The sequence below is a fragment of the Rhodococcus sp. NPDC003383 genome, assembly GCF_053589115.1.
Genome location: NZ_JBSFRG010000001.1, coordinates 406,853 through 429,861, shown reverse-complemented (window position 1 = coordinate 429,861; position 23,009 = coordinate 406,853). Strand labels below are relative to the sequence as shown.

At 70.1% G+C, this 23,009-nt stretch carries 22 protein-coding genes and 1 pseudogene; 15 read left to right on the top strand and 8 right to left on the bottom strand.

Going from position 1 to position 23,009, the window contains the following annotated elements; translation table 11 throughout:
• Positions 1-1,661, top strand: a 1,661-nt coding sequence (locus ACWDTS_RS01925) for an Hsp70 family protein (protein ID WP_450117464.1), incomplete at its 5' end; no start/stop codon positions are given.
• Between the two features lie 11 nt (positions 1,662-1,672).
• On the opposite strand, the gene ACWDTS_RS01920 is transcribed toward ACWDTS_RS01925, so the two are convergent.
• Together ACWDTS_RS01920 and metG are read right to left on the bottom strand one after the other, a co-directional pair.
• The gene (locus ACWDTS_RS01920) at positions 1,673-2,827 is read right to left on the bottom strand and encodes a DUF2786 domain-containing protein (RefSeq protein ID WP_450117463.1); all 1,155 of its coding nucleotides are present in this window, start codon (positions 2,825-2,827) and stop codon (positions 1,673-1,675) included.
• Between the two features lie 45 nt (positions 2,828-2,872).
• Entirely contained in the window at positions 2,873-4,432 is a 1,560-nt protein-coding gene (gene metG / locus ACWDTS_RS01915; RefSeq protein ID WP_450111727.1) for a methionine--tRNA ligase, read from the bottom strand.
• Positions 4,433-4,453: 21 nt separating this feature from the next.
• On the opposite strand from metG, the gene ACWDTS_RS01910 reads away from it, so the two are divergent.
• Entirely contained in the window at positions 4,454-5,290 is an 837-nt protein-coding gene (locus tag ACWDTS_RS01910) for a TatD family hydrolase (RefSeq protein WP_450111726.1), read from the top strand.
• Positions 5,291-5,337: 47 nt separating this feature from the next.
• Complete coding sequence (locus tag ACWDTS_RS01905; protein WP_450111725.1) at positions 5,338-6,396, top strand: maleylacetate reductase; 1,059 nt, start codon at positions 5,338-5,340, stop codon at positions 6,394-6,396.
• Positions 6,397-6,399: 3 nt separating this feature from the next.
• On the opposite strand, the gene ACWDTS_RS01900 is transcribed toward ACWDTS_RS01905, so the two are convergent.
• Positions 6,400-6,906 carry a VOC family protein gene (locus ACWDTS_RS01900; protein ID WP_197250945.1) on the bottom strand — a complete coding sequence of 169 codons (507 nt, stop codon included), beginning with the start codon at positions 6,904-6,906 and terminating at the stop codon, positions 6,400-6,402.
• A gap of 152 nt (positions 6,907-7,058) precedes the next feature.
• Here ACWDTS_RS01900 and ACWDTS_RS01895 point away from each other — a divergent pair, with 152 nt between their 5' ends.
• The 5 genes from ACWDTS_RS01895 (at position 7,059) to ACWDTS_RS01875 (ending at position 11,426) form a co-directional block, all read left to right on the top strand.
• Entirely contained in the window at positions 7,059-7,487 is a 429-nt protein-coding gene (locus ACWDTS_RS01895; protein ID WP_450117462.1) for a DoxX family protein, read from the top strand.
• A gap of 336 nt (positions 7,488-7,823) precedes the next feature.
• On the top strand, positions 7,824-8,951 hold the full coding sequence (locus ACWDTS_RS01890; RefSeq protein ID WP_197250947.1) for a transglycosylase family protein: 1,128 nt from the start codon (positions 7,824-7,826) through the stop codon (positions 8,949-8,951).
• Between the two features lie 12 nt (positions 8,952-8,963).
• On the top strand, positions 8,964-10,091 hold the full coding sequence (locus ACWDTS_RS01885; protein WP_450117461.1) for a transglycosylase family protein: 1,128 nt from the start codon (positions 8,964-8,966) through the stop codon (positions 10,089-10,091).
• A gap of 9 nt (positions 10,092-10,100) precedes the next feature.
• A complete protein-coding gene (rsmA, locus tag ACWDTS_RS01880; protein ID WP_248674926.1) occupies positions 10,101-10,976 on the top strand; it encodes a 16S rRNA (adenine(1518)-N(6)/adenine(1519)-N(6))-dimethyltransferase RsmA in 876 nt (291 codons plus the stop codon).
• A gap of 243 nt (positions 10,977-11,219) precedes the next feature.
• A complete protein-coding gene (locus ACWDTS_RS01875; RefSeq protein WP_068155724.1) occupies positions 11,220-11,426 on the top strand; it encodes a cold-shock protein in 207 nt (68 codons plus the stop codon).
• Positions 11,427-11,512: 86 nt separating this feature from the next.
• Here the strand turns inward: ACWDTS_RS01875 and ACWDTS_RS01870 are convergent, their stop codons facing one another.
• Positions 11,513-12,481 carry a helix-turn-helix transcriptional regulator gene (locus tag ACWDTS_RS01870; RefSeq protein ID WP_450108313.1) on the bottom strand — a complete coding sequence of 323 codons (969 nt, stop codon included), beginning with the start codon at positions 12,479-12,481 and terminating at the stop codon, positions 11,513-11,515.
• Between the two features lie 96 nt (positions 12,482-12,577).
• Here ACWDTS_RS01870 and ACWDTS_RS01865 point away from each other — a divergent pair, with 96 nt between their 5' ends.
• The 3 genes from ACWDTS_RS01865 (at position 12,578) to ACWDTS_RS01855 (ending at position 15,901) form a co-directional block, all read left to right on the top strand.
• Entirely contained in the window at positions 12,578-13,504 is a 927-nt protein-coding gene (locus ACWDTS_RS01865; RefSeq protein WP_197250950.1) for a 4-(cytidine 5'-diphospho)-2-C-methyl-D-erythritol kinase, read from the top strand.
• Positions 13,505-13,542: 38 nt separating this feature from the next.
• Positions 13,543-15,339, top strand: coding sequence for an ABC-F family ATP-binding cassette domain-containing protein (locus tag ACWDTS_RS01860; protein ID WP_197250951.1), 1,797 nt, complete (start codon positions 13,543-13,545; stop codon positions 15,337-15,339).
• Positions 15,340-15,472: 133 nt separating this feature from the next.
• The gene (locus ACWDTS_RS01855; protein WP_450117460.1) at positions 15,473-15,901 is read left to right on the top strand and encodes a DUF6069 family protein; all 429 of its coding nucleotides are present in this window, start codon (positions 15,473-15,475) and stop codon (positions 15,899-15,901) included.
• Between the two features lie 61 nt (positions 15,902-15,962).
• Here the strand turns inward: ACWDTS_RS01855 and ACWDTS_RS01850 are convergent, their stop codons facing one another.
• From ACWDTS_RS01850 to ACWDTS_RS01840, 3 genes are read right to left on the bottom strand one after another with little or no spacing between them, the layout of a single operon-like run.
• On the bottom strand, positions 15,963-17,123 hold the full coding sequence (locus ACWDTS_RS01850; RefSeq protein ID WP_450117459.1) for an acyl-CoA dehydrogenase family protein: 1,161 nt from the start codon (positions 17,121-17,123) through the stop codon (positions 15,963-15,965).
• The gene (locus ACWDTS_RS01845; RefSeq protein WP_450117458.1) at positions 17,120-17,914 is read right to left on the bottom strand and encodes an enoyl-CoA hydratase-related protein; all 795 of its coding nucleotides are present in this window, start codon (positions 17,912-17,914) and stop codon (positions 17,120-17,122) included. The genes ACWDTS_RS01850 and ACWDTS_RS01845 overlap by 4 nt, the downstream gene beginning before the upstream one ends.
• A complete protein-coding gene (locus tag ACWDTS_RS01840) occupies positions 17,911-19,434 on the bottom strand; it encodes an acetyl-CoA acetyltransferase (protein WP_450117457.1) in 1,524 nt (507 codons plus the stop codon). The genes ACWDTS_RS01845 and ACWDTS_RS01840 overlap by 4 nt, the downstream gene beginning before the upstream one ends.
• Positions 19,435-19,530: 96 nt before the next feature.
• Between ACWDTS_RS01840 and ACWDTS_RS01835 the strand changes: the two genes are divergently transcribed.
• The 4 genes and pseudogenes from ACWDTS_RS01835 (at position 19,531) to ACWDTS_RS01820 (ending at position 22,318) form a co-directional block, all read left to right on the top strand.
• Positions 19,531-20,145 carry a TetR/AcrR family transcriptional regulator gene (locus tag ACWDTS_RS01835; protein ID WP_197250955.1) on the top strand — a complete coding sequence of 205 codons (615 nt, stop codon included), beginning with the start codon at positions 19,531-19,533 and terminating at the stop codon, positions 20,143-20,145.
• A gap of 166 nt (positions 20,146-20,311) precedes the next feature.
• The gene (locus tag ACWDTS_RS01830; protein ID WP_197250956.1) at positions 20,312-20,794 is read left to right on the top strand and encodes a nuclear transport factor 2 family protein; all 483 of its coding nucleotides are present in this window, start codon (positions 20,312-20,314) and stop codon (positions 20,792-20,794) included.
• Positions 20,791-21,222 (top strand): annotated as a pseudogene (locus ACWDTS_RS01825) (VOC family protein). Before ACWDTS_RS01830 ends, ACWDTS_RS01825 begins: the two are co-directional and overlap by 4 nt.
• Before the next feature lie 55 nt (positions 21,223-21,277).
• A complete protein-coding gene (locus tag ACWDTS_RS01820; protein ID WP_450117456.1) occupies positions 21,278-22,318 on the top strand; it encodes an enoyl-CoA hydratase/isomerase family protein in 1,041 nt (346 codons plus the stop codon).
• A gap of 68 nt (positions 22,319-22,386) precedes the next feature.
• Here the strand turns inward: ACWDTS_RS01820 and ACWDTS_RS01815 are convergent, their stop codons facing one another.
• Positions 22,387-22,983 (bottom strand): hypothetical protein, encoded by a 597-nt coding sequence (locus tag ACWDTS_RS01815; protein ID WP_248674931.1) that lies wholly within the window; start codon positions 22,981-22,983, stop codon positions 22,387-22,389.
• Positions 22,984-23,009: the final 26 nt, after the last annotated feature.

The following is a 23,009-nucleotide window of genomic DNA, read 5'->3' as shown; positions in this document are numbered from 1 at the left end:
GCGGCATCGCCACCGGCGAGGTCGCCGTCAACCAGGCCACCGTCGACCCCGCCGGCTTCGTCGCCGCCCCCAAGGCCCACGTGTCCGACCGGTCGATGCTGGTACGCGGCCACCACCTGCCGGTCGCCGCGACCATCGCCGCGGTGCTGCGCACCGTGCACACCCGCGCCCTGACCGCCCACAACAACCAGCCACCCGGCGAGGTGGTGCTCACCCACCCCGAGGCCTGGTCCGGCCGCGAACTGGCGGTGCTGCGCGAGGCCGCCACCGCCGCCGGCCTCGGCGGGCACGTGTCGCTGATCTCCGAACCCCGCGCCGCGGCGTTCTACTACTCCCGCCGGCACGACGCCAAGATCGTCAAGGGCTCGACCATCGCGGTGTTCGACTTCGGCGGCGGCACCTGCGACGTGGCGGTGCTCACCGCCACCGACGAGTGGACCTTCGAGGTGCTGCGCGCCGGCGGCGACACCGCCCTGGGCGGTAAGAACCTCGACGCCACCATCTCGCGCTGGGTCGAGCAGCACCTGGCCGACGAGAACCCGCAGCTGGTGGCGTGGCTGCGCAGCCCCGCCGGGCTCGATGCCCGCCGCACCCTCGACGATCAGATCCGCCGCGCCAAGGAACTGCTCTCCGACGCCCCGTCGGCGACGATCCGGGTGGCCGGCCACGGCGCCGACCTGACCCTGACCCTGACCCGGGAGGAGTTCGAGCAGCTGATCGAACCGCAGATCGGCCGCGGGGTGCAGCTGGCCGCGACGGTGCTGCGCGAGGCCGGGATCGACCGCGGCCGGTTGCAGGCGCTGTATCTGACGGGCGGCTCCTCCCGGATCCCGTATGTGCACCGGCGCCTGGCCGAGCTCGGCCCGATCGCCACCCTCGACGACCCGAAAACCGTCGTCGCCAAGGGCGCGGCCGGGTTCGTCGCCGGCGGACGCGCCACCGACCCTGCCCCATGGCGCGCGACCGAGCCTGTCCGCCGCGAGCCCGCGCAGCCGCCGCGCACGCCCATTCCCGCGCCGAGTTTCACCGGTGTTCCCGTACCGGAACCGGCTCCGGTGTCCGGGCGGTCGCGCACACCGTTCGTGATCGCCGGGGCTGCGCTCGCCACGGTGCTCGCCGCGGCAGGCGTCTACTTCGCCGTCGACGGTGGCGAGACCCCCGCGACCGCCGCGGCATCCACCATCGACGCCGCCGCCCCGGCCGGCGCACCCCCTGCGACCTCGGACTCGGCATACATCAGTGAGGTGTCCGAGGACGTTCTGCCGTTGCTGCCCAGCAAGCTGATCACCTCGTCGTCCTCGTGCGACAAGTCCGGATTCAGTTACGAGGGTGCGTTGCAGCTGCGGTGTGTGGTGACCGCCGATTCGAGTGTCGGGAAGGCGATGCGGTTGGCGGAGGACGACGACCAGTGGGTCACCGCCTGGCGCGACGACCAGTACGCCCGGTCGAATTTCATCCGGTACCGGGACCGAACCCTGTCCGGATACGCCAGTCGCGTGCACTCCTCGGGTGATCGCATCGTCAACTACGCCACGGACGACACGTACAGTTCCGGATTCGAAACGATCGACCGGAAGACGGGTCTGATCCTGACGTACAGCGTCGACACCGTCGAGCAGGGCCTGACCCTGGCGACCGAACTCGGCTTCGCCGACTCGTGATTCGCGGCCCGTCACTGCGGGCCGGACGTCGACGGTGAGGTGAGGCAGGCGTTCTCGGCGGCTTCCCGTCCGGCGTGCCAGCCCTCGGCGTCGACGGTGCGGGTACGCGACGACCGGGTCGCGGGGAACAGGCGGCGGAATTCCTCGTCGACCGCCTCGGAGCGGCGTGCCAGAATCGGCGCGAGCGTCGTCATCGGCACCTGCGCGTCCGCGGCGGCGTCGACCGTGGCACGAGCATCGGCCTCCCGCAACCGTTCCCCGATCCGCCCGGCGTAACCGGCGAGGAACGCGCGCCGGAACGCGGTGGCCCCGCCGCCGACCCGGCCGCCGGTTCCGGCCGCGGCCATCGCGCGGGTCGCCTGCACGAGCAGCGACCCGAACAGCACCTCGATCTGGCGCAGTTCGACGTCACCGCCGACGACAGTGGCGATACCGACCTTCGCGAACCACACCGTGCGCGCCCGGTTCGCGCTCCCGATCGCGGTGAGCAGCAGCACCTTCTCCTTGGCGTACGGATTGTCCAGGTGCACCCGCATCCCGCGGATGCCGGACGATTCGTCCTCCCCGGCGAGCAGGGCCGCGCTCACCGCGTAGCGGGTCACGAGTTCCTGGGCCTTCGCGGTCAGCGCCTCTGCTTCCTCGGGGAAGTCGGTGGACTCCGCTTTCGACAGCAGCCCGCGGATCCGGTCGAGGATCCGCGGATCCGGGACCGCATCCGCCGCGGCGGCGGTGCGCAGCGGCGGCCACTGCGACGGCGGCGGGGCCAGAACGGTGAAGCGCGGCAGGTACTTCCAGGTGAACGCGAGGCCGGTCACCTGGAACCGCGTGACGTCCGGCAGCGCGCGCTGCAGGGCGGCGCCGAACAGCGGACCCCGATCGCCGGGCGGGATCCGCGTCGCGAGTGCGGCGAGATGCGGATGGTGGTCCGCGACGGTGCGGATCTGCCGGAGCCAGCCTTCCGGGGCCCGGTCCTCGGCGCGGCTGCGGTGCGCGTCGAACAGCACCGCGGCCGCGCCGAGCGGCACGTCCGAGAGGTCGCCGGAACGCGCCGTCACGTGCAGCACGTCCGCGGGTTGCCACCCCCGCTCGTACGCCCAGGTCAGCTCGTCGAGCAGCGCCTGGGCGCCCAGATCTTCTTCTCGAATGTATGTTCTAGTGCTCCCCATGCGGGCAGTGTGACGGAAGGCACCGACACGAACCCGGGATGCCGACTATTCGGCGTCGTCGACGAACCGCGGGAACACCGGCGACGGTGCCGGCAGCGCGGTGCCCGGCACCAGACGCGTCGCGAGGTCCGCGAACGTGCGGGCATCCGTGTCCTGGCCGAGCAGGTCGAGGATCTTGGTCCCCGAATCCGGCATCACCGGCTGGACGAGGATGCCGACGATGCGCACGACCTCGAGCGTCACGTACAGGACCGTTGCCATGCGCGCCGGATCGGTCTTGCGCAGCACCCACGGTTCCTGCGCGGAGAAGTACCGGTTCGTCTCGCCGAGCACGTGCCAGATCGCCTCGAGCGCCAGGTGCAGGGCCTGCACGTCGAACTCGGCGCGCACCTTCTCGAGCAGGCCGTCGGCCTGCGCCAGCAGCGCCAGGTCGTCCTCGGTGAACTCGCCCGGCGTCGGCGCGAGCCCGTCGAGATTCTTCGCGACCATCGTCAGCGACCGCTGCGCCAGGTTGCCCAGTTCGTTCGCCAGATCCGCGTTGATCCGGGTGGTGATCGCCTCGTGGCTGTAGCTGCCGTCCTGCCCGTAGGAGATCTCGCGCAGCAGGAAGAACCGCAGTTGGTCCAGACCGTACTTCTCGACCATCTCGAGCGGGTCGACGACGTTGCCCACCGACTTCGACATCTTCTCGCCCTTGTTGAAGAGGAAGCCGTGCACGAACACCCGCCGGGGCAGTTCGATGCCCGCCGACATCAGGAACGCCGGCCAGTACACCGTGTGGAAACGGGTGATGTCCTTGCCGATGATGTGCAGGTTCGCGGGCCAGAACTTCCGGAACGCGTCGGACTCGGTGTCCGGGAATCCGACACCGGTGAGGTAGTTCGTGAGCGCGTCCACCCACACGTACATCACGTGGTCGGGATGCTCCGGCACCGGAACACCCCAGTCGAACGTGGTGCGCGAGATCGACAGGTCCTTCAGGCCACCGGAGACGAAGCTGACGATCTCGTTGCGGCGGGTCGCGGGGGCGATGAAGTCCGGCTGCTCCTCGTACAGCGCGAGCAGCTTGTCCTGGTAGGCGGACAACCGGAAGAAGTAGGTGGACTCCTCGGTCCACTCCACCGGGGTCCCCGTCTCGGTGGAGATCCGGGAGCCGTCCTCCTGCAGCGTCGTCTCGGCCTCGGCGTAGAACGCCTCGTCGCGCACCGAGTACCAGCCCGAGTAGGTGTCGAGGTAGATGTCGCCGGAATCGACCATGCGCTGCCAGATGGCTTTGCTGGCCTCGATGTGGTCCGCGTCGGTGGTGCGGATGAACCGGTCGTACGAGATGTTCAGGGCCTTGTCCATGGCCTCGAACACGCTCGAGTTGCGCGCGGCGAGCTCCTCGACCGGCAGCCCTTCCTTGACGGCCGTCTGCTGCATCTTGAGGCCGTGCTCGTCGGTGCCGGTCATGAAGAACACGTCGAAGCCGTCGAGACGCTTGAACCGTGCGATCGCGTCCGACGAGATGTACTCGTAGGCGTGCCCGATGTGCGGGGCACCGTTCGGGTAGGCGATCGCGGTGGTCAGATAGAACGGCGGGCGGGCGGAAATGGGCGCAGTCATGGTGGCCCTACTGTATAACCCGTGAGCAAAGCCCGTCCCGCGCCCGAGCCCCCCGAACCCCTCGCACCCCTCGTCGACGCCCACACGCATCTCGACGCGTGCGGCGCGGAGGATCCCGAATCGGTTGCGGCGATCGTCGATCGGGCCGCCGCGGTCGGTGTGGGCCGGGTCGTCACGGTCGCCGACGATCTCGACGCGGCACGGTTCGCGGTGCAGGCGGCGCACTGGGACGACCGTGTCTACGCGGCCGTCGCGATCCACCCGACCCGCGCGAACGTCCTCGACGAGCAGACCCGCGCGGAGGTCGAACGCCTCGCCGCGGACCCGCGGTGCGTCGCGGTGGGGGAGACCGGCCTGGACCTGTACTGGCCGGGCAAACTCGACGGCTGTGCCGACCCCGTCGAGCAGGAGGACGGTTTCCGCTGGCACATCGACCTCGCCAAGCGCCTCGGCAAGACGCTGATGATCCACAACCGCGACGCGGACGCCGAGCTGCTGCGGGTCCTGCACGACGAAGGCGCTCCCGGGACGGTGATCTTCCACTGCTTCTCGTCGGACGCGGACATGGCGCGGGCCTGCGTCGACGCCGGCTACGTGCTGAGCTTCTCCGGGACCGTCAGCTTCAGGAACGCGAAGGCGCTGCGCGAAGCGGCGCCGCTGGTGCCGCGCGAGCAGGTGCTGGTGGAGACGGACGCGCCGTTCCTGACCCCGCATCCGTTCCGGGGCGCCCCCAACGAGTCGTACTGCCTGCCGTACACGCTGCGGGCGCTCGCCGAGGTGCGCGGGGAGGATCCGCTCGAACTTGCGGCCGCGACCACCGCGAACGCCGAACGGGTCTACGGCTTCCCGGCGATCTGATCCCGAACCGCCCGGGTACGCGCGCCGGAACCGCAACAATCGGAGGCATGTACAACTTCGTCTACACGGCACAGCCGGCCCGGGTGGTGTTCGGAGCGGGAACGGCCGCGCGCGTGGCCGACGAGGTCGAGAAGCTCGGCCGCTCGCGAGTGTTGCTGCTCGGCGGCGATCACGTGCGCAAGCAGGCGGGTTTCGTCGAGGACGTCCTGGGCGGCCTGCGGGTCGCCCGGTTCGACGGTGCCGTCATGCACACCCCGGTCGCCGTCACGGAACGGGTGCTGCAGGTCGTCAAGGAGCACGACGTCGACGCGGTCGTCGCGGTCGGCGGTGGTTCGACGACCGGTCTGGCGAAGGCGCTGGCCGTGCGCACCGGGATCGACCAGGTGATCGTGCCGACGACCTACGCCGGGTCCGAGGTGACCCCGGTGCTGGGGGAGACCGCGGACGGGGTCAAGACGACGCGATCCTCGCCGGAGATCCTGCCGGAGACGGTGATCTACGACGTCGAGTTCACGCTGTCGATGCCGGTACCCATGGCCGTGAACAGCGCGTTGAACGCGATGGCGCATGCCGTCGAGGCCCTGTACGCCGAGCAGGCCAATCCGATCGTCGATGCGCTGGCGCTGCAGGCCATCGCCGCGATCGGCCGGGGACTGCCGGCGATCGGCGCCGACGCCGTCGACCACGGAGGCAGATCGGAGTTGCTGCTCGCGGCGTGGCTGGCGGGAACGTGCCTCGGTGCCGTCGGCATGGGCCTGCACCACAAGCTGTGCCACGTGCTCGGCGGCTCGTTCGAACTGCCGCACGCGGCGACGCACGCGGTGATGTTGCCGCACGTCATGGCGTACAACGCGGAGGCGGTGCCCGGCGTGATGGCCCGTATCGCGGACGTGCTCGGCACCGAGTCCGCGCCCGCGGGCGTGTTCGACCTGGTCGCCGCCGCGGGTGGGCCGACCACCCTCGCCGAGTTGGGGATGCGCGAGGGCGACCTCGACGAGGCCGCGCACCTGGCGACGGAGCGGAGGTACCCGAACCCGCGGGAGATCACGCGGGTCGGGGTGCGCCGGGTGCTCGGCGAGGCGTTCGAGGGCGTGCGGCCGGTCTGACCGTCAGAGCACCTGGTTCCCGTACATCTCGCCGAGCGGATCGGCGATGAGTTCGACGCGGGCGCCGTCGGGGTCGCGGAAGTACAGCGACGTCCCGCTGTGTTCCTCGGTGGCGACACCGGCGTCGGCGAGTGCCGACCGCAACCGTTCCCAGTGGTCGGGGGCGACGCTGATCGCGATGTGGTGCAGTCCGCCCAGGACCTCCCGGTAGGGGCCGACGTCGAGCCCGGGGAAGTCGAAGAATGCCAGCAGGTTTCCGTTGCCGATGTCGAAGAAGAAGTGCGTCGAGCCCGGGTAGTCGCGGTTCTCGATCAGTTCGGTGAGTGGGAATCCGAGGAGGTCCTGGTAGAAGCGGATCGTCGTCTCCACGTCGCTGCTGAGCAGCGCGGTGTGGTGGAGCCCGCGGGCGGTGGAGGCGGGCCGCCGGTCGGCGGGCAGCAGGTACTGCGTGCGGAGACGTTCGCGCTGGGCTTCGAACCGGTCGGGTTCCCGGTCGGTGGTGGTGCTCACGATTCGCTCCTCACAGTTCGTTGCGTGTTCAACTACCTGAGCGTAAACCATATCGTTGCGCAGTCAACCAATTTCCCGCGGTGCGATACATTGAGTGTGACGTGCATCACCGATGTGCGTGAACCTTCCGTTTCGTCGATGAGAGGTTCCCCATGAACAGCACGTTCTTCCGCGACATCGCGATTCTGCTGGCTCGACTGGGTATCGGCGTCATCTTCCTGGTGCACGGGTTGCAGAAGCTCACCGTCAACGGCTACTCCGGCACCAAGGCCGGCTTCGAGAGCATGGAGGTCCCCGCGCCGCCGGTCAGCGCGTTCATCGCCACGTGGGTGGAGATCCTCGGCGGCATCTCCCTGATCCTGGGTCTGCTCGTCCCCGTGTTCGGGGTGTTGTTGTTCCTGGACATGCTCGGCGCCTACCTGTTCGTCCACATGGGTAACGGCGTCTACGTCAACGACGGCGGGTGGGAACTCGTCGGCGCGCTCGGCCTCGGGTCGCTGCTGCTCGCCGCGGTCGGGGCGGGGGCGTACAGCCTCGACCGCTTCATCGCGCCGAAGGTGCCCTTCATGGCCGGCGGCTGACGCCGCCCGTGTGCCTTTGTGGCGGCTGGAACCGCCGGAAAGGCACACCGCGCGCCCGGGTTCTCGTGTGTGCGAACGGCCGGGTCGGGCCGTGAATTTCCGCCTTCTTTCGACCATCCTTTCGAACGGCGTTTCGTCCGGAATCACATGCTCGTAATTCGGGGTGAGAATCGCACGTCCGTACCACTTTCCCCGGGTCTCGGAGAAGTGATCGAAAATCACGAAATGTCACCAAGCATTTACAATTGAATCCGCAGTTCAGACGGGTGCAGTTGCCGTATCAAAGCCGGTTCGTTACCGTGCTGTGATCACAGTTGTCGTCCGTTTGGAATTGTTGTGTCACCTTTTGCCAAGCTCAATCGAGCCAAATCCCCCGTGCTGTACTCGGTCGTCGCGGCCCTTTTCGTGACGCTCATCACCGGCGGAATCTTCGCCCTCGTCAAGCACAAGGAACTGACCCTCGACGTCGACGGTGAGCAGCGTGCCTTCGGCACCATGAGCTCCACCGTGAGCGACATCCTGGCCGACGCCGGATACGAAATCGGCGAGCACGACGTCGTCGCTCCGGCCGCCGACGCGACCGTCTCCGACGGCGACACCGTCGTCCTGCGCCGCGCCCGCGAGGTCAACCTGACCGTCGACGGCGAGCAGCGCTCGGTGTGGACCACCGCGCTCACCGTCGACGAGGCGCTGGCCCAGTTCCAGCTCTCCTCCGACGTCCACGTCTCGGCCTCGCGGTCGCACCGCCTGCCGCTCGAAGGCATCGACCTGGACGTCGTGAACCCGCGCAACGTCCAGTTCACCGACGGCGCCGCGCCCGCGGTCCCGGTCCGGATCGCCGCCCCCACGGTCGGTGAGTTCCTCGCCGCCAACGGCACGAAGCTCGAGCAGGGCGACTCCGTGACGCCCGCCGCCGACGCTCCGCTTACCGAGGGCCTGAACATCGTCGTCACCCGCGACCGCATCGAGTCCCGCGTCGAGAACCTGCCCGTCCCGCCGGCCGAGCACCGCGTCGACGACCCGAACATGACCGAGGGTGAGACCGCCGTCGACAACCCGGGTGTCCCGGGTGAGCGCTCCGTCACCTTCGACGTGCACACCGTCAACGGCGTCGAGGTCGGCCGCACCGAGAAGGCATCGACCGTGATCACCGAGCCCGTCGCCACGACCGTCCGCGTCGGAACCAAGCCGAAGCCCGCCGTGCCCGCCTCCGGTCGCGCATCCACCTGGGATTCGATCGCACAGTGCGAGGCCACCGGCAACTGGGCCATCAACACCGGCAACGGCTTCTACGGCGGCCTGCAGTTCACCCAGCAGACGTGGGCCGCCTTCGGTGGCACTCAGTACGCCCCGCGCGCCGATCTGGCCACCCGCGAGCAGCAGATCGCGGTCGCCGAGAAGGTGCAGGCGGCACAGGGCTGGGGTGCCTGGCCTGCATGCACCAGCAAGCTCGGCCTGAGGTAAGAACTGGAACTTGTGTCTGCGCTGTCGAAGATCAACAGTTCCCGGTCCACGCTGCTGTATGCGGTGGTGGGAGCCCTGTTGCTGACGTTGATCGCCGGGGCAGCGACCGCGGTGGCGCGGCACAAGACGATCACGGTGAACGTCGACGGCGAGCTCGTCGCACTCGCCACCATGCGCACCGACGTGCGCGGCGTGCTGTCCGATGCCGGATACGGCATCGGACAGCACGACGTCGTGGCACCGGATGCCGACGCGTCCGTCTCCGACGGCGACACCGTGGTGCTGCGCCGGGCCCGCGAGGTCCAGCTGACCATCGACGGCACCGAGCGCAGCATCTGGACCACCGCGCTGACGGTCGAGGAAGCGCTCGCCCAGCTCGATCTGGCCTCGGACGTGTACGTGTCGGCGTCGCGCTCGCACCGGCTGCCGATCGAAGGCCTCGACCTGGACGTCGTGACCCCGCGCAACGTGCGGCTCGCCGACGGCAGTGCCCCCTCCGTCCCGGTCCGGCTCGCCGCCCCCACGGTCGGTGAATTCCTCGCCGCGCACGGCGTCCCGCTCGAGCAGGCCGACGAGGTGAACCCGCCGGCCGACACCCCGCTCACGGACGGTCTCGAAATCGGCGTCACCCGCAAGCGGGTCCGCGAAGTCACCGAGACGCTGCCGCTCGAACCACCCGTCCGGCGCATCGAGGACGAGACGATGAACATGAGCCGCACCGTCGTCGAGGACCCGGGCACCCCCGGAGTGCAGGAAGTGACGTTCGCCGTCGGCACCGTCGACGGGGTCGAGACCGGCCGCGAAGCCACCGGCACGGTCGTCGTCACCGAGGCTCGGCCGTCGATCGTGCGGGTCGGCGCCAAACCGGGCACCGAGGTCCCGCCTGTCGAGGACGGCGACATCTGGGACGCGCTGGCCGAGTGCGAGGCCGGCGGCAACTGGGCGATCAACACCGGCAACGGCTACTACGGCGGCGTGCAGTTCGACCTGAGCACCTGGGAACGGCAGGGCGGGCTCCGTTACGCACCGCGCCCCGACCTCGCGACCCGCGAGGAGCAGATCGCGATCGCCGGCCTCACCCAGCAGGCGCAGGGCTGGGGTGCGTGGCCGTCGTGCTCCGGCAGCCTGGGTGTGCGCTAGGTTCAGGACGTGTCAGACGACTCTCCCCGCGGCCAGGCGGCACTGCTCGGACCTGCCGAGGTCCGGACGCTCGCCGAGGAGTTCGGCGTTCGCCCGACCAAGCAACTCGGCCAGAACTTCGTGCACGACGCCAACACCGTGCGCCGCATCGTGTCGGTCGCCGGCGTGGGCCGCGACGACGTGGTGCTCGAGGTCGGCCCCGGTCTCGGATCGCTGACCCTCGCTCTGCTCGACGTCGTGGACCGGGTGGTCGCGGTCGAGATCGATCCGAAGCTCGCCGCGCGGCTGCCCGAAACCGTCGGGCAGCGAGCACCCGAGCTCGCCGGAAACCTCGACGTCGTGCTGCAGGACGCGATGAAGGTGATGCCGGACGAGTTGCCGGTCACCCCGACCGCGCTCGTCGCGAACCTGCCCTACAACGTCGCGGTGCCGGTGCTGCTGCACCTGTTCGCCGAGTTCCCCTCGCTGCGCACCGCGTTGGTGATGGTCCAGTCCGAGGTCGCCGACCGGCTCGCCGCGCAGCCGGGCAGCAAGGTGTACGGGGTGCCCAGCGTGAAGGCCTGCTTCTTCGGGGAGGTGCGTCGCGCGGGTGCGGTCGGGCGCGCGGTGTTCTGGCCCGTGCCGCAGGTCGAATCCGGTCTCGTGCGCGTCGATCGCTACACCGAACCGCCGTGGCCCATGGATGCGGAGTTCCGCCGCCGTGTCTTCGCGGTCGTGGATGCCGCGTTCGCGCAACGCCGCAAGACGCTGCGCGCGGCGCTGAGCGGCTGGGCGGGTTCGCCGGCCGAAGCGGAACGACGCCTGGTCGCGGCGGGTATCGACCCGTCGATGCGTGGTGAAAAGCTCGATGCCGCAGCGTTCGTGCGGCTCGCAAACGTCGAGTGACCGCCGGCGCCGTTGCCTGCCAAGGCGATTCGCTCAACAGTTGCGGACTCGCGAAGTGTGTGATCTACTTGTCCACGGTCGTTAGGTAGTGTGTTTGTGGTTAACCCTCGCACATTTCTGGTTGCGAGCGGATGCGATAGCCACCACGGAAATCGTTTCAGCCGTCGAGTGACAGACCCGGACGGTGTTCAGCCGTCCGACGACGGGGAGGCGACCGCCACCCCACAGCAGTTAGGAAACAACATGGCTGAAGGTACCGTGAAGTGGTTCAACGGCGAAAAGGGCTTCGGCTTCATCGCTCCGGCCGACGGTTCGGCTGACGTCTTCGTGCACTTCTCCGAGATCCAGGGCCGCGGCTTCCGCACCCTCGAGGAGAACCAGCGCGTGAGCTTCGAGATCGGCCAGGGCCAGAAGGGCCCGCAGGCCACCGGCGTCACCGTCATCGGCTGATACCCGATACCTCCACGAAACCCCGGAACTCACAACGAGTTCCGGGGTTTCGTGCTGCAAACCGTTGCGGTGTCCCGCTTTTCGCGTCAGGCGCGCCCGTACCGGGCGGCGAGCAGCGTGTGCCGCTCGGCCAGGTCCCGGCACGCGTCGCGCAGTTCGGGCGGATCCAGCACCGTGAAATCGACGTCGAACGCGTGCAGCCAGCCCGCGATCGACTCGAGCGACCGGCCCTCGAGTACCACCGCGCAACTGCTGTCGTCGACGAGTTCGACACTGCCCCAGTCGTCGTCGACCTTCGGCGCGATCTCGTCGAAGGGCGCGTGCAGCAGTACCCGGGCCTGCGCCTGTGCGGCGCCGCGCCGGATCCCGCGCGCCACGAACTCGGCCGCACCGCCCGGCGGCAGTTCCCGGGGCGTGAACCGCGGACCCGTGGGGATCTTCGGTTCCATCCGGTCGACGCGGAACGTGCGCCAGTCCTCCCTGCCGACGTCCCAGGCCACGAGATACCACCGCAACCGCGACCGCACCAGGCGGTACGGCTCGACCTCGCGCCGCGCGGATTCCCCGTCGTGCGTGCGATAGTCGAAGCGCAGCCGCTCGTGGGCGTGACACACCGCAGCGACCGTGCTCAGCAGCGCCGCGTCCACCGCCGACGCCGCCGGCCGCCGGTCCACCACATCCACCTCCAGCGCCTCGAGCCGGTGCCGCAACCGCGACGGCATCACCTGCCGCAGCTTGGCCAGGGCCCGGGTCGCGGCCTCACCGATCCCGGTGACCGAGTCGTTCGCACCGGCCTGCAGCGCGAACGCGACGGCGACGACCTCCTCGTCGTCGAGCAGCAGCGGCGGCATCTCGGCGCCCGCCCCGAGCCGGTAGCCGCCGCCGACCCCGACGGTCGCGTCCACCGGATATCCGAGGTCCCGCAGTTTGTCGACATCGCGCCGGACCGTCCGGGTGGTGATCGACAACCGCTCGGCGAGTTCGGCGCCGGACCAGTCCCGGCGGGTTTGCAGCAGGGCCAGCAGCCGCAGCAGGCGGGCGGAGGTTTCGCGCATGCGACGACGATCCCACGGATTGCGGACGAGTTCGGTCCTGATCGGCGACGGCCGCCGGACCTTGGGGTCGGCACCGTCCGGGTAAGCTCTGTTCTCGTGCTTTCCGTCGTTCCGTCGCCCGTCACGGTGCGGGCCCCGTCCAAGGTCAACCTGCATCTTGCGGTCGGTGACCTGCGCGAGGACGGCTATCACGAGCTGCGCACCGTGTTCATGGCCCTGTCGCTGAGCGACGAGGTCTCGGTGGTGCCGGCCGACGGTCTCGGCGTGCGGGTGCGCGGCGCCGACGCCGCGCTGGTGCCCGCCGACTCCACCAACCTGGCGTGGCGGGCCGCTGAACTTGTCGCCGCGCGGGCCGGCCGCCGGCCCGAGGTCGCGATCACGATCGACAAGGGCATTCCCGTCGCGGGCGGCATGGCCGGCGGCAGTGCCGACGCCGCCGCCACGCTCGTGGCGCTCGACGCGCTGTGGAGCCTGGGGCTCGGGCGGGAGGAACTCCACGCACTCGCCGCCGAACTCGGCAGCGACGTGCCGTTCTGCCTGCACGGCGGCATCGCCATCGGCACCGGACGCGGCGAGCACCTCGTGCCCGTACTGTCCCGGCACACCTTCCACTGGGTCCTCGCGCTCGCCAAGGAGGGACTGTCCACGCCGGTGGTGTTCCGCGAACTCGACCGGCTCCGCGCCGAGGGAGACCCGCGCCGCGTCGGCGGCACCGACGAGCTGCTGCATGCGCTCGCCGGCGGCGATCCGCACGTGCTCGCCCCGCTGCTCGGCAACGACCTGCAGGCGGCGGCACTGTCGCTGAACCCGGCGCTGCGTCGCACCCTGCGTGCCGGTGTCGAGGCCGGCGCACTGGCCGGAATCGTGTCCGGCTCCGGCCCGACCTGCGCGTTCCTGTGCGCCGACGAGCGCGCCGCGGTCACCGTGAGCGCCGAGCTCGCCGGTGCGGGCGTGTGCCGCACGGTGCGCGTCGCGTCCGGTCCGGTGCACGGCGCCCGCGTCGTCGGCACCTCCACCCCCTGACCCTCTCGAACCCCGAAAACCGGAAGGCACTGCTCCGCGTGGCGAATCTGATCAATCTCGAACAGGTCTCGAAGTCCTTCGGCATCAAGCCGTTGCTGGACTCGGTGTCCCTCGGCGTGGAGGAAGGCGAGCGCATCGGTGTCGTCGGCCTCAACGGCGGCGGCAAGACGACGATGCTCGAGGTGCTGGCCGGGCTCGAGGAACCGGACTCCGGGCGCGTCAGCCGCGTCGGCGGCCTGCGCATGGCCGTGGTCACCCAGCGTGGCGTGCTGCCGGCCGGTTCCACCGTCGGCGAGGTGGTGCTCGGGCCGCTCGGCGTCGCCGAACACGAATGGGCGGGCGATGCCCGCATCCGCTCGGTGCTCGCGGGCATCGGCATCGACAATCTCGGCCTCGACGCGGTCGTCGACGGGCTGTCCGGCGGTGAACGCCGCCGGGTCGCGCTCGCCGCCGCGCTCGTGCAGGAGCTCGACCTGCTGGTGCTCGACGAGCCGACCAACCACCTCGACGTCGAGGGAGTGCAGTGGCTGGCCGAGCATCTGCTGTCGCGGCGCAGCGCACTCGTCGTGGTCACCCACGACCGCTGGTTCCTCGACACCGTCGCGACCCGCACGTGGGAGGTCGTCGGCGGCAAGGTCGAAAGCTACGACGGCGGCTACAACGACTGGATCTTCGCGCGGGCCGAACGGGCCCGCCAGGCCGACGCCATGGAGGAGCGGCGCCGCAACCTCGCCCGCAAGGAACTGGCGTGGCTGCGCCGCGGTGCCCCGGCGCGCACCTCCAAGCCGAAGTACCGGATCGAGGCCGCCGAGGCGCTGATCGCGAACGTGCCGCCGCCGCGCGACTCGGTGGCGCTGGCGTCGTTCGCCAAGCGCCGGCTCGGCCGCATCGTGATCGAACTCGAGGACGCGACTCTGACCACCCCCGACGGGCGCGAGCTGGTGCGCGACCTGACGTGGCGTCTCGGGCCGGGGGAGCGGATCGGTCTGGTCGGGGTCAACGGCTCCGGCAAGACGACCCTGCTGCGCACCCTCGCCGGGGAACTCGAACCGGCGTCGGGTCGCCGGGTACAGGGTCAGACCGTCGAGATCGGCTGGCTGCGGCAGGAACTCGACGACCTGCCCGCCGACATGCGCGTGCTCGAGGCGGTCAAGGACGTGGCCGAGCGAATCACCCTGGGCGACAAGGAGATCTCCGCCGGCCAGCTCGCGGAGCGGCTCGGCTTCACGCCCGCCAAGCAGCGCACCCCCGTCGGCGATCTGTCCGGTGGTGAGCGTCGCCGCCTGCAGCTGACCCGGGTTCTCATGGCGGAGCCGAATGTGCTGCTGCTCGACGAACCCACCAACGACCTCGACATCGACACCCTGCAGCAGCTCGAGGATCTGCTCGACGGATGGGCCGGGACGCTGGTCGTCATCAGTCACGACCGGTACCTGATCGAACGCATCTGTGATTCGACGTGGGCGCTGTTCGGCGACGGCAAGCTCACCAACCTGCCCGGCGGCATCGACGAATACCTGCGCCGGCGTGCGGAACTCGGCACCGGCGGCGCGCCGTCCGTCGCGTCGACGGTCAAGCAGTCCGGCACGGCGGGTGCGACGACGGCTCCCAAGCGCGACGGCGCCGCCGAGCGCGCGGCCCGCAAGGAACTCGCCCGGCTGGAACGGGCGGTCGCGAAGTTCGCCGAACGCGAGGAGAAGCTGCACCACCAGCTCGCCGAGGCGGCAACCGATCCCGATCGCCTCCAGAAGCTCGACGCCGAACTGCGCCAGGTGGTCGCGGAGAAGGAAGCCGCCGAGGAGCAGTGGATGGAGCTCGCCGAAGAGCTGGGCTGACGCCCCGGTGTGCCTTTGTGGCGGTGGGAGCCGCCACAAAGGCACACGGGCGGCGCAGCCGCCTCTTGACCTCGAGTCGACTCGAGGTCGCACGATGAGTCGTGTCAGCAGACAACACTCATCAGGAGGATCGATGTCCACAACCGAAACATCCAGTTCCTCAACAGTTCTGCGCCGATCGTGGACGACCGGGCGGCCTGTCGTCGTGGTCGCCGCGGTCGCGGGAGCGCTCGTGCTCAACCTCGTCCTGTGGCTGATCGGCCTGGCTGCGGGTGGTTCGTTCGAGCACACCGACGCCGGCGCGACCGTCAGTGCCGCACCCGGCGGCGTCGTACTCATGACCGTGGTGCCCCTGGGCATCGGACTCGCGGTCGCGGTCCTGCTCGGTCTGTGGTGGCGAGGATTCCTGCGGATCGCCCAAGTGGTGGGCGCGTTGCTGCCGCTCGCCACGATCGCGGGCACGCTCTCGGCGGACTTCGACACGGCCAGCACCGTGACGCTCACCCTTATGCACGTGGTGATCGCCGTCGTCGCCGTCGTCGCGCTCGAAAAAGTGCGCTGAAACGCCGAGTGCGTCCTTCGAGCCCCCATCGGCCCGAAGGACGCACTCGGCGCCCGACTGCTTACAGCCCCAGCAGCTTGCTGATGATCTCGTTCATGATCTCGGTGGTGCCGCCACCGATACCGAGGACGCGGGCGTCGCGGAAGTGCCGCTCGACCTCGCTCTCGCGCATCAGACCGATACCGCCGGCGAGCTGAACGGCCTCCATCACGGTCTTGTCGCAGACCTTCACTGCGTTGTTCTTCGCCATCGACGTTTCGAGCAGCATGCCCTCGCCGTTGACCCAGCGCTCCGCGACGGAACGGCAGAACGTATGCGCCGCAGTGATTTCGGTGGCCAGATCGGCCAGGCGGTGACGCACCACCTGACGCTTGGACAGCGGGCGGCCCATCGTCTCGCGGGACTTGACCCACTCGACCGTCAGGTCGAAGCAGCGCTGAGCGGTCGCGACCGCCTGGAACGCGAGCGACAGCCGCTCACCCTGGAACTGCTGCGCGATCTGGCCGAACGCCGAGTTCTCGGCACCGACAAGGTTTTCCACGGGCACGCGCACGTCGTCGTAGAACAGCTCGGCGGTGTCCGAGCACAGCCAGCCCATCTTGTCGAGCTTGCGGGACACCGTGAATCCCGGTGTGTCCGTGGGCACGACGATCAGCGAAATGCCGCCGGCGCCGGCGTCGCCGGTGCGCACCGCGGTGGTGACGAAGTCGGCGCGGGTACCGGAGGTGATGTACAGCTTCGCGCCGTTGATCACGTACTCGTCGCCGTCGCGGCGCGCGGTGGTACTGATGTTCGCCACGTCGGAGCCGCCGCTGGGCTCGGTGATCGCGAGCGATCCGATGAGCCGGCCCTCGAGCGCAGGACGGGCGAACCGGTCGATGAGATCGGTGTTGCCCGACGCGACGATGTGCGGAGTCGCGATGCCGTGGCTGAACAGGGCCGAGATCAATCCGGACGAGCCGCCCGCGAGGATGATCTCCTCGAGGATCGCGAGCATGTCGAGCGGGTTGCCGCCGGAGCCGCCGTGCTCCTCGGCGACGGACGCGCCCAGCAGGCCCGCGTCGGCGGCCTTGCGGTGCAGCTCCCGCGGAATCGCGCCCTCACGTTCCCAGGTGTCGATGTGGGGGACGATCTCCTTGCGCGTGAAGTCGGCGGCGAGCTGCCGCAGCGCCTTCCGCTCGTCGGTGTCCCAGCGCAGGATTTCGGTGGTGGTCACGGTCATTCGCCCTTCCAGACGGGTGCGCGCTTCTGCATGAAGGCCATGACGCCTTCGAGGGTGTCGGCACTGGTGGTGAGACGCGCGAGCGCCTTGTCGGTGAGTTCCCAGGACTGATCCTCGGCGGTGATGTTGCCGTCGACGATGCCGCGGGCGACGGTCTTGCTGGCCTGCACGGCCAGGGGAGCACCGGCCGCGACGTCCTCGGCCAGGGCCAGGGCGGTGGACAGCACGTCCGTCTGCGGCACCACGCGGTTGACCAGACCCCACCGCAGCGCGTCCTGCGCGGACATCGGCTTGCCCGTGAGGATCAGCTCCATCGCGACCGCGCGCGGGATGGCCTGACCGATGCGGAACACGCCGCCGGCCCCGGCGATGAGCCCGCGATGCACCTCGGGCAGACCGAATTCGGCGCTGTCCGCGGCGACGACGAGATCGCTCGCGAGCGCGAGTTCGGTGCCGCCACCGAGCGCGGTGCCGTTCACCGCGGCGATCACCGGCTTGCGGATGTGGTGCTTGACCACACCGGCGAAGCCCCAGTGCGCGGTCTCGGGCGGGGTGACGCCGTCGGGTCCGGAGGTGCCGAGGGCCTTGAGGTCGGCGCCGCCGCAGAACACGCTGTCGCCGGCACCGGTGAGCACGACCACCCGCACGCTGTTGTCGTCGTCGGCGCGCTCCCACGCCTCGCCGAGTCCCTGGTGCACCTCCGCGTTGATGCTGTTGGCGGCGCGGGGACGGTTGATGGTGACGAGCAGGGTGTGATCCCGCTGCTCGACGAGAACGACCGGTTCGGTCACGATGCGGACTCCTCGGAGGGTTGATCGACGAGAGTGATGGTGAGCGCGCCGCCGGCGTCGGCGACGCGGAGGGTCTGCCCGATGAGGGCGGGGCCGGCCGCGAGGATCGCGGCGCCTGCGGCGTCGGTGTGCCCGGCGACGCGGCGGCCGTCGGGGGTGAGGCCGATGAGGAAGCCGGTGGCCGGATTGCCGTCACGTCCGTATTCGGCTGTGGTGGTGACGACTTCGACCTCACCCTCGTAGTCGAGGGCGGCTTCGGGTGCGGTCGCCGGCAGCAGCACCGGTTCCGGATCGCCGATGTAGCCGTCGGTGTGCGGCGCCGCGGCGAGGATGACGGTGTGCTGGTACGTCAGGTACCCGCCGTTGCCGTGGACGAGGGCGAGCTCGCCGTCGGCGCGCAGCCGTCGCGCGACCGCGACGATCGAGTGCAGCGTGTAGCTGTTGAGCGGTCCGCCGAAGAACGAGTGCCCGCCGGTGACGCTGGGCACGGTCTCGCGCGGCAGCCCGAGGTGTTCGACGAGCAGCTTCGGTACCACCGGGAAGCAGCTGTAGGCGTCGACGATGTCGAGGTCGCGGGCCTTGATGTCGGCGCGGGACAGGGTGCGGGCCAGGGCGTCGGCGAGCGCGGCCGAGCGGCCGAACTCGGCGCGGGCGAGCACGTCGGCGGGTTCGGTGGCGCCGGCGCCGCCCCACACGTACACGATCCTGTCCTCGTCGATGCCGAGGTCACGGGCGGCGGCGAGGGACGTGACCACGACCGCGGCGGCCTGGTCGACGAACGGCATCGCGTTCATCAGCAGCGGGTACGGATCGGTCACCATCCGGTTGCGGGGACCGGGGGTGGCGATGTCCTCGGCGGTGCGCAGGTCCGGGTTCCACGCGGCCGGGTTGGTGGCGGCGATCTCGGAGAACGCCGCGTACAGCCGGGCGGACCAGGCGACGGATTCGTCGTGCCCGTGCCCGGCCTCGAAGCTGAGCCGGTTCTCGAACAGGGGATAGACCCGGGTCGGGGCGATCATCGCGGCGCGCTGCATGGCGAGGCTGCCCAGGTCGTCCGGGTCGAACGCGGGCGGGCCGCCGGGCGCGGTGGTCCAGCCGAGTGCGGCGGGGTCGGTGCCGGACTTGGCCGCACCGGTGACCGACGCCTGCGCTTCACCGCCGACGAGCAGCGCGATCGAGCTCGTGCCTGCGGCGATGTCGTGGGCGATCCGGTCGAGCAGCGCCGCGGGCCAGTGCCCACCGATCGGCGTGGTCGAGGTGCGGTCGGGGTTTGCTCCCAGGCGGTCGGCGAGCAGGCCCGGCAGGTCGTCGTACGCCCAGCTCGCGGTCCTGACGGCGCGGATCGTGTCGACCCGGGCGGCGAGGGCCGCGGAGTCGGCGACGCCGGTGTCGGCGAGGGCCGCGGTGGTGGCCTCGTGGATCAGGTCGAGCGGTTCGCGGGGGTCGGCGGGGGAGCCGGCACGACCGGATCGGAGGTCGCCGACACCGATCACGACCGGTACACGGGTGGGGTCTGCCATCACTGTCCTTAGGGAAGACGCGGTGTTGAACTGACCGAAGAGTAATACGGACTGATCCAGTCTGTAAATAATTCCGAGGTCTGGCACACTGCCGGTGTGACCGAAGCATCACCCCGACGCCGTGGCCGGCCGCGCGACGCCGACCTCGAGGACCGCGTGTTCGACGCCGTGCTCGAGGTCTACTCCGAGACGAGCTGGCGCGGCTTCACCCTCGACGCCGTGGGCCGCCGGGCCCGCGTCGGCCGCGCCGCCCTGTACCGGCGATGGGATTCGAAGGACGATCTGCTCGTGCAGGCCCTCGAGGCCCGCAGCCCGCTGCCGGACCCGATCGACACCGGCAGCCTGCGCGCGGACCTGGTCGAGCTCGCCGGTCAGCTGCTCCGTGGTTACCGCACCACCTCCGGGCTGGTGAGCCTGCGTGTCGCGCTCGACGCGCGCGCCCATCCGGAGCTGCTCGCCCGGCTCACCGACACGCTCAACCGCAGCCGGGTGCTCGCGGCGCGCACCATCGTGCACCGCGCGGTCGCCCGCGGTGAACTGCGCGCCGACACGTCCGTGACCCTGCTGCTCGAGATGGTCACCGGGGCGGTGCTCAGTCACGTGCTGTTCGCCCTCGGGACCCCGGCCACCCCCGCCGAGGACGAGGCGTACGCGGAGACCATCGTCGACGCGACCATCCGGGCACTGGCCCCGCCGCGGCCGGACCGATAGCACGGCGACACGGACCGGACGCGGTGAACGGGCGACAACGACGGCGACGTAACCGAACTGCAATCGAATTGCCCGGCGAGCCTCCGAAACCGATACCCCCCGACCGGAATCCGGGATAGCCTGGCTGTCAGGTACCAAAAGGTCGTACGGGCTCGGGAGGTCGGCGATGGATCGGGAGGCCGTCAGTGCGATCGAGCGGGTCAAGTACCGCTATGCTCGCGCGCTCGACACCAAGGAATGGGTCGAGTTCGCGGACACACTGACTCCGGAGGCCACCGCCGTCTACGGCGAGCATCTCAGTTTCGAATCCCGGGACGCGTTCGTGGGTTTTCTCGCGAACACGCTCGGCGCCCACGTCGTCACCGAGCACCACTGCAGCCACCCCGAGATCGACGTCGCCCCCGACGGGAAGACCGCCACCGGGGTGTGGCTGCTCGCGGACACCGTCGTCGTGCCCGAGGACGGGATGCTGCTGCGCGGTTCCGCGTACTACCACGACCGGTACGCGCTGTGCGACGACGGGAAATGGCGCATCTCGCACACCTCCTACGAACGGAACTGGGAGACAGTCGTTTCCCTCGACGACCTGCCGAGTTTCCGGCTCACCTCCAACCGCTGGGATCTGCTGGAGGTTCCGCGCGCATCATGACGTTCGACGGGATCGACTTCCCGAGACCGGGAGCGTTGCCGTATCTCACGGTCTCCTAGGCTCGCACGGCAATCGACTGGTACACAAAGGTTTTCGATGCGCAGCTCGCAGGTGACCCGGTCGTGATGGACGACGGCCGGATCGGTCATGCGGAACTGATCTTCCCCACCGGCATGGTGTATGTCGCCGAGGAGTTCCCGGAGATGGGGCTGACCGCCGCCGAGGCGGGTTCGACGTCGGTGAGCCTGATGCTGCCGGTCGACGACACCGATGCCGTCCTGGCCCGTGCCCGCGGCGCCGGCGGCACCGTCGAACGCTGGATCACCGAAAGCCACGGCAACCGCAACGCGACGCTGCTCGACCCGTTCGGGCACCGCTGGCTGCTCGTCGGTCCGGTCACGGGCAACCCCACCGGCGACACCCCGTAGCGCGCGAACGCCGTGTGTCCGGCCGGTGACGACCTCGCCCGGTAGGCTCCCGCCCGTGACAGAGTCGTCCTTCATTCGTGCCCGCGTCGCCAACGGCGTCGGCGAGGTGGTGCTCGATCGGCCCTCGGCGCTCAACGCCCTGGACAGTTCGATGATCCGTGACCTGTACGCGCCGCTGTCGGAGTGGCGCGACGACCCGCAGGTCACGGCGGTACTGGTGACCAGCGCCTCCGACCGCGCGTTCTGTGCGGGTGGGGACATCAAGTCGGTGCGGGACGCGGCGCTGGCCGGCGACACCGATCGGGTCCGGGCGTACTTCGCCGAGGAGTACCGGCTGGACGAGCTCGTCGCCACCTACCCCAAGCCGTACCTGGCGCTGCTCGACGGCGTCACCATGGGCGGCGGGCTGGGCATCTCCGTCCACGGCGCGGTGCGGGTGGTGTCGGAGAACGCGATGCTCGCGATGCCCGAGACCGCGATCGGATTCATCCCCGACGTCGGCGCGAGCCACTTCCTTCCGCGGCTGCGCGGAACCACGGCACGCTGCGACGCCGTCGGCATGTACCTGGGATTGAGCGGCGCCCGCGTGTCCGCCGGAGACGCCCTCGCAGTCGGGTTGGCCACGCACTTCGTGCCCAGCGACCGCATCGGTGCGCTCGCCGACCGCATCCGCGCGGGCGAATGGCAGGACGCCCTCGACGAGTTCGCCGAGCCGGCCCCCGAGTCGGAGCTCGCCGACCGGTTCACCGACATCGAGCAGGTCTTCGGTGACGGCACCGTCGCCGACATCGTCACGCGACTCGACGACGACACGCTCGGTGACCCCGCCTGGGCCACGCAGACCCGCGACGCGCTGCGGGCGCTGTCGCCGACGAGCCTGTACGCAACCGCCGAACTTCTGCGCCGCGGCGCCGAGAGCACCCTGAGCGAATGCTTCGCGCGGGAGCTCGACGTCGCCGTCCGGATCTGCGGCGAACCGGACTTCGCGGAGGGGGTGCGGGCCGTGCTCGTCGACAAGGACCGCAACCCGTCGTGGTCGCCGAAGACCATCGAAGACATCGACCCCGCGAGGATCGCCGCGCTCTTCGAGGACTGACCCCCGGGTGACTGCCTCCGTCACCCGGAGGCAGGAGTCGATTCAGCCACCCGGAGGCGGGAGTTCGTTCAGCGCGTGGGGCGCTGCGGTGCCTGCAGGTCCACGACGATCGGCTGCCCGCCGAGGGTGGCATGGATCTCCGGCTTCTCGAGACCACCGGCGAGCAGGTACTCACCGAGCAGGCTCAGCAGTTCGTCGTTGTCGACGGTCGGGTCCGAGGCGTGACTGCGGTGGGTCCGGGTGGCCAGCTCGCCGTGCGCGAGCCGCGCGGCGATCCGTACCGACGCCTGCCCCATCGAGTTGCGGCGTGCCGGGCCGACCGCCGGCCCGCCCGTCGGCAGGCTGCCGAGTTCGGTCGTGGTGGCCGGCGTTGCGCCGATGCCGTTGCTGCTCGTGCCGTTCGTGCTGGTGCTGCTCACCGGGGATGTCCCTTCCGTAGTGGTGCCGGCGCCCACCCCGCCGGCCGGGTTGCGATCGGATGCATGACTGACCTCGGCGTGCGGGCCGGGGCTGCTCGTCATCGGGGTGCTGCTCGGGAGCGGCGTGCTGGGCAGCGGATAGATGAAGGTCCCCGAGCGCTTCGGCGAATCGTTCCGCTTGACGGAACCGGTGCGGGCGCGCGCGGGTCTCCCGCCCGGCCCGACGGCCGAGGTGTCGTCGTTCATCCACAGCTCCTGAAAATCCCCCGAGC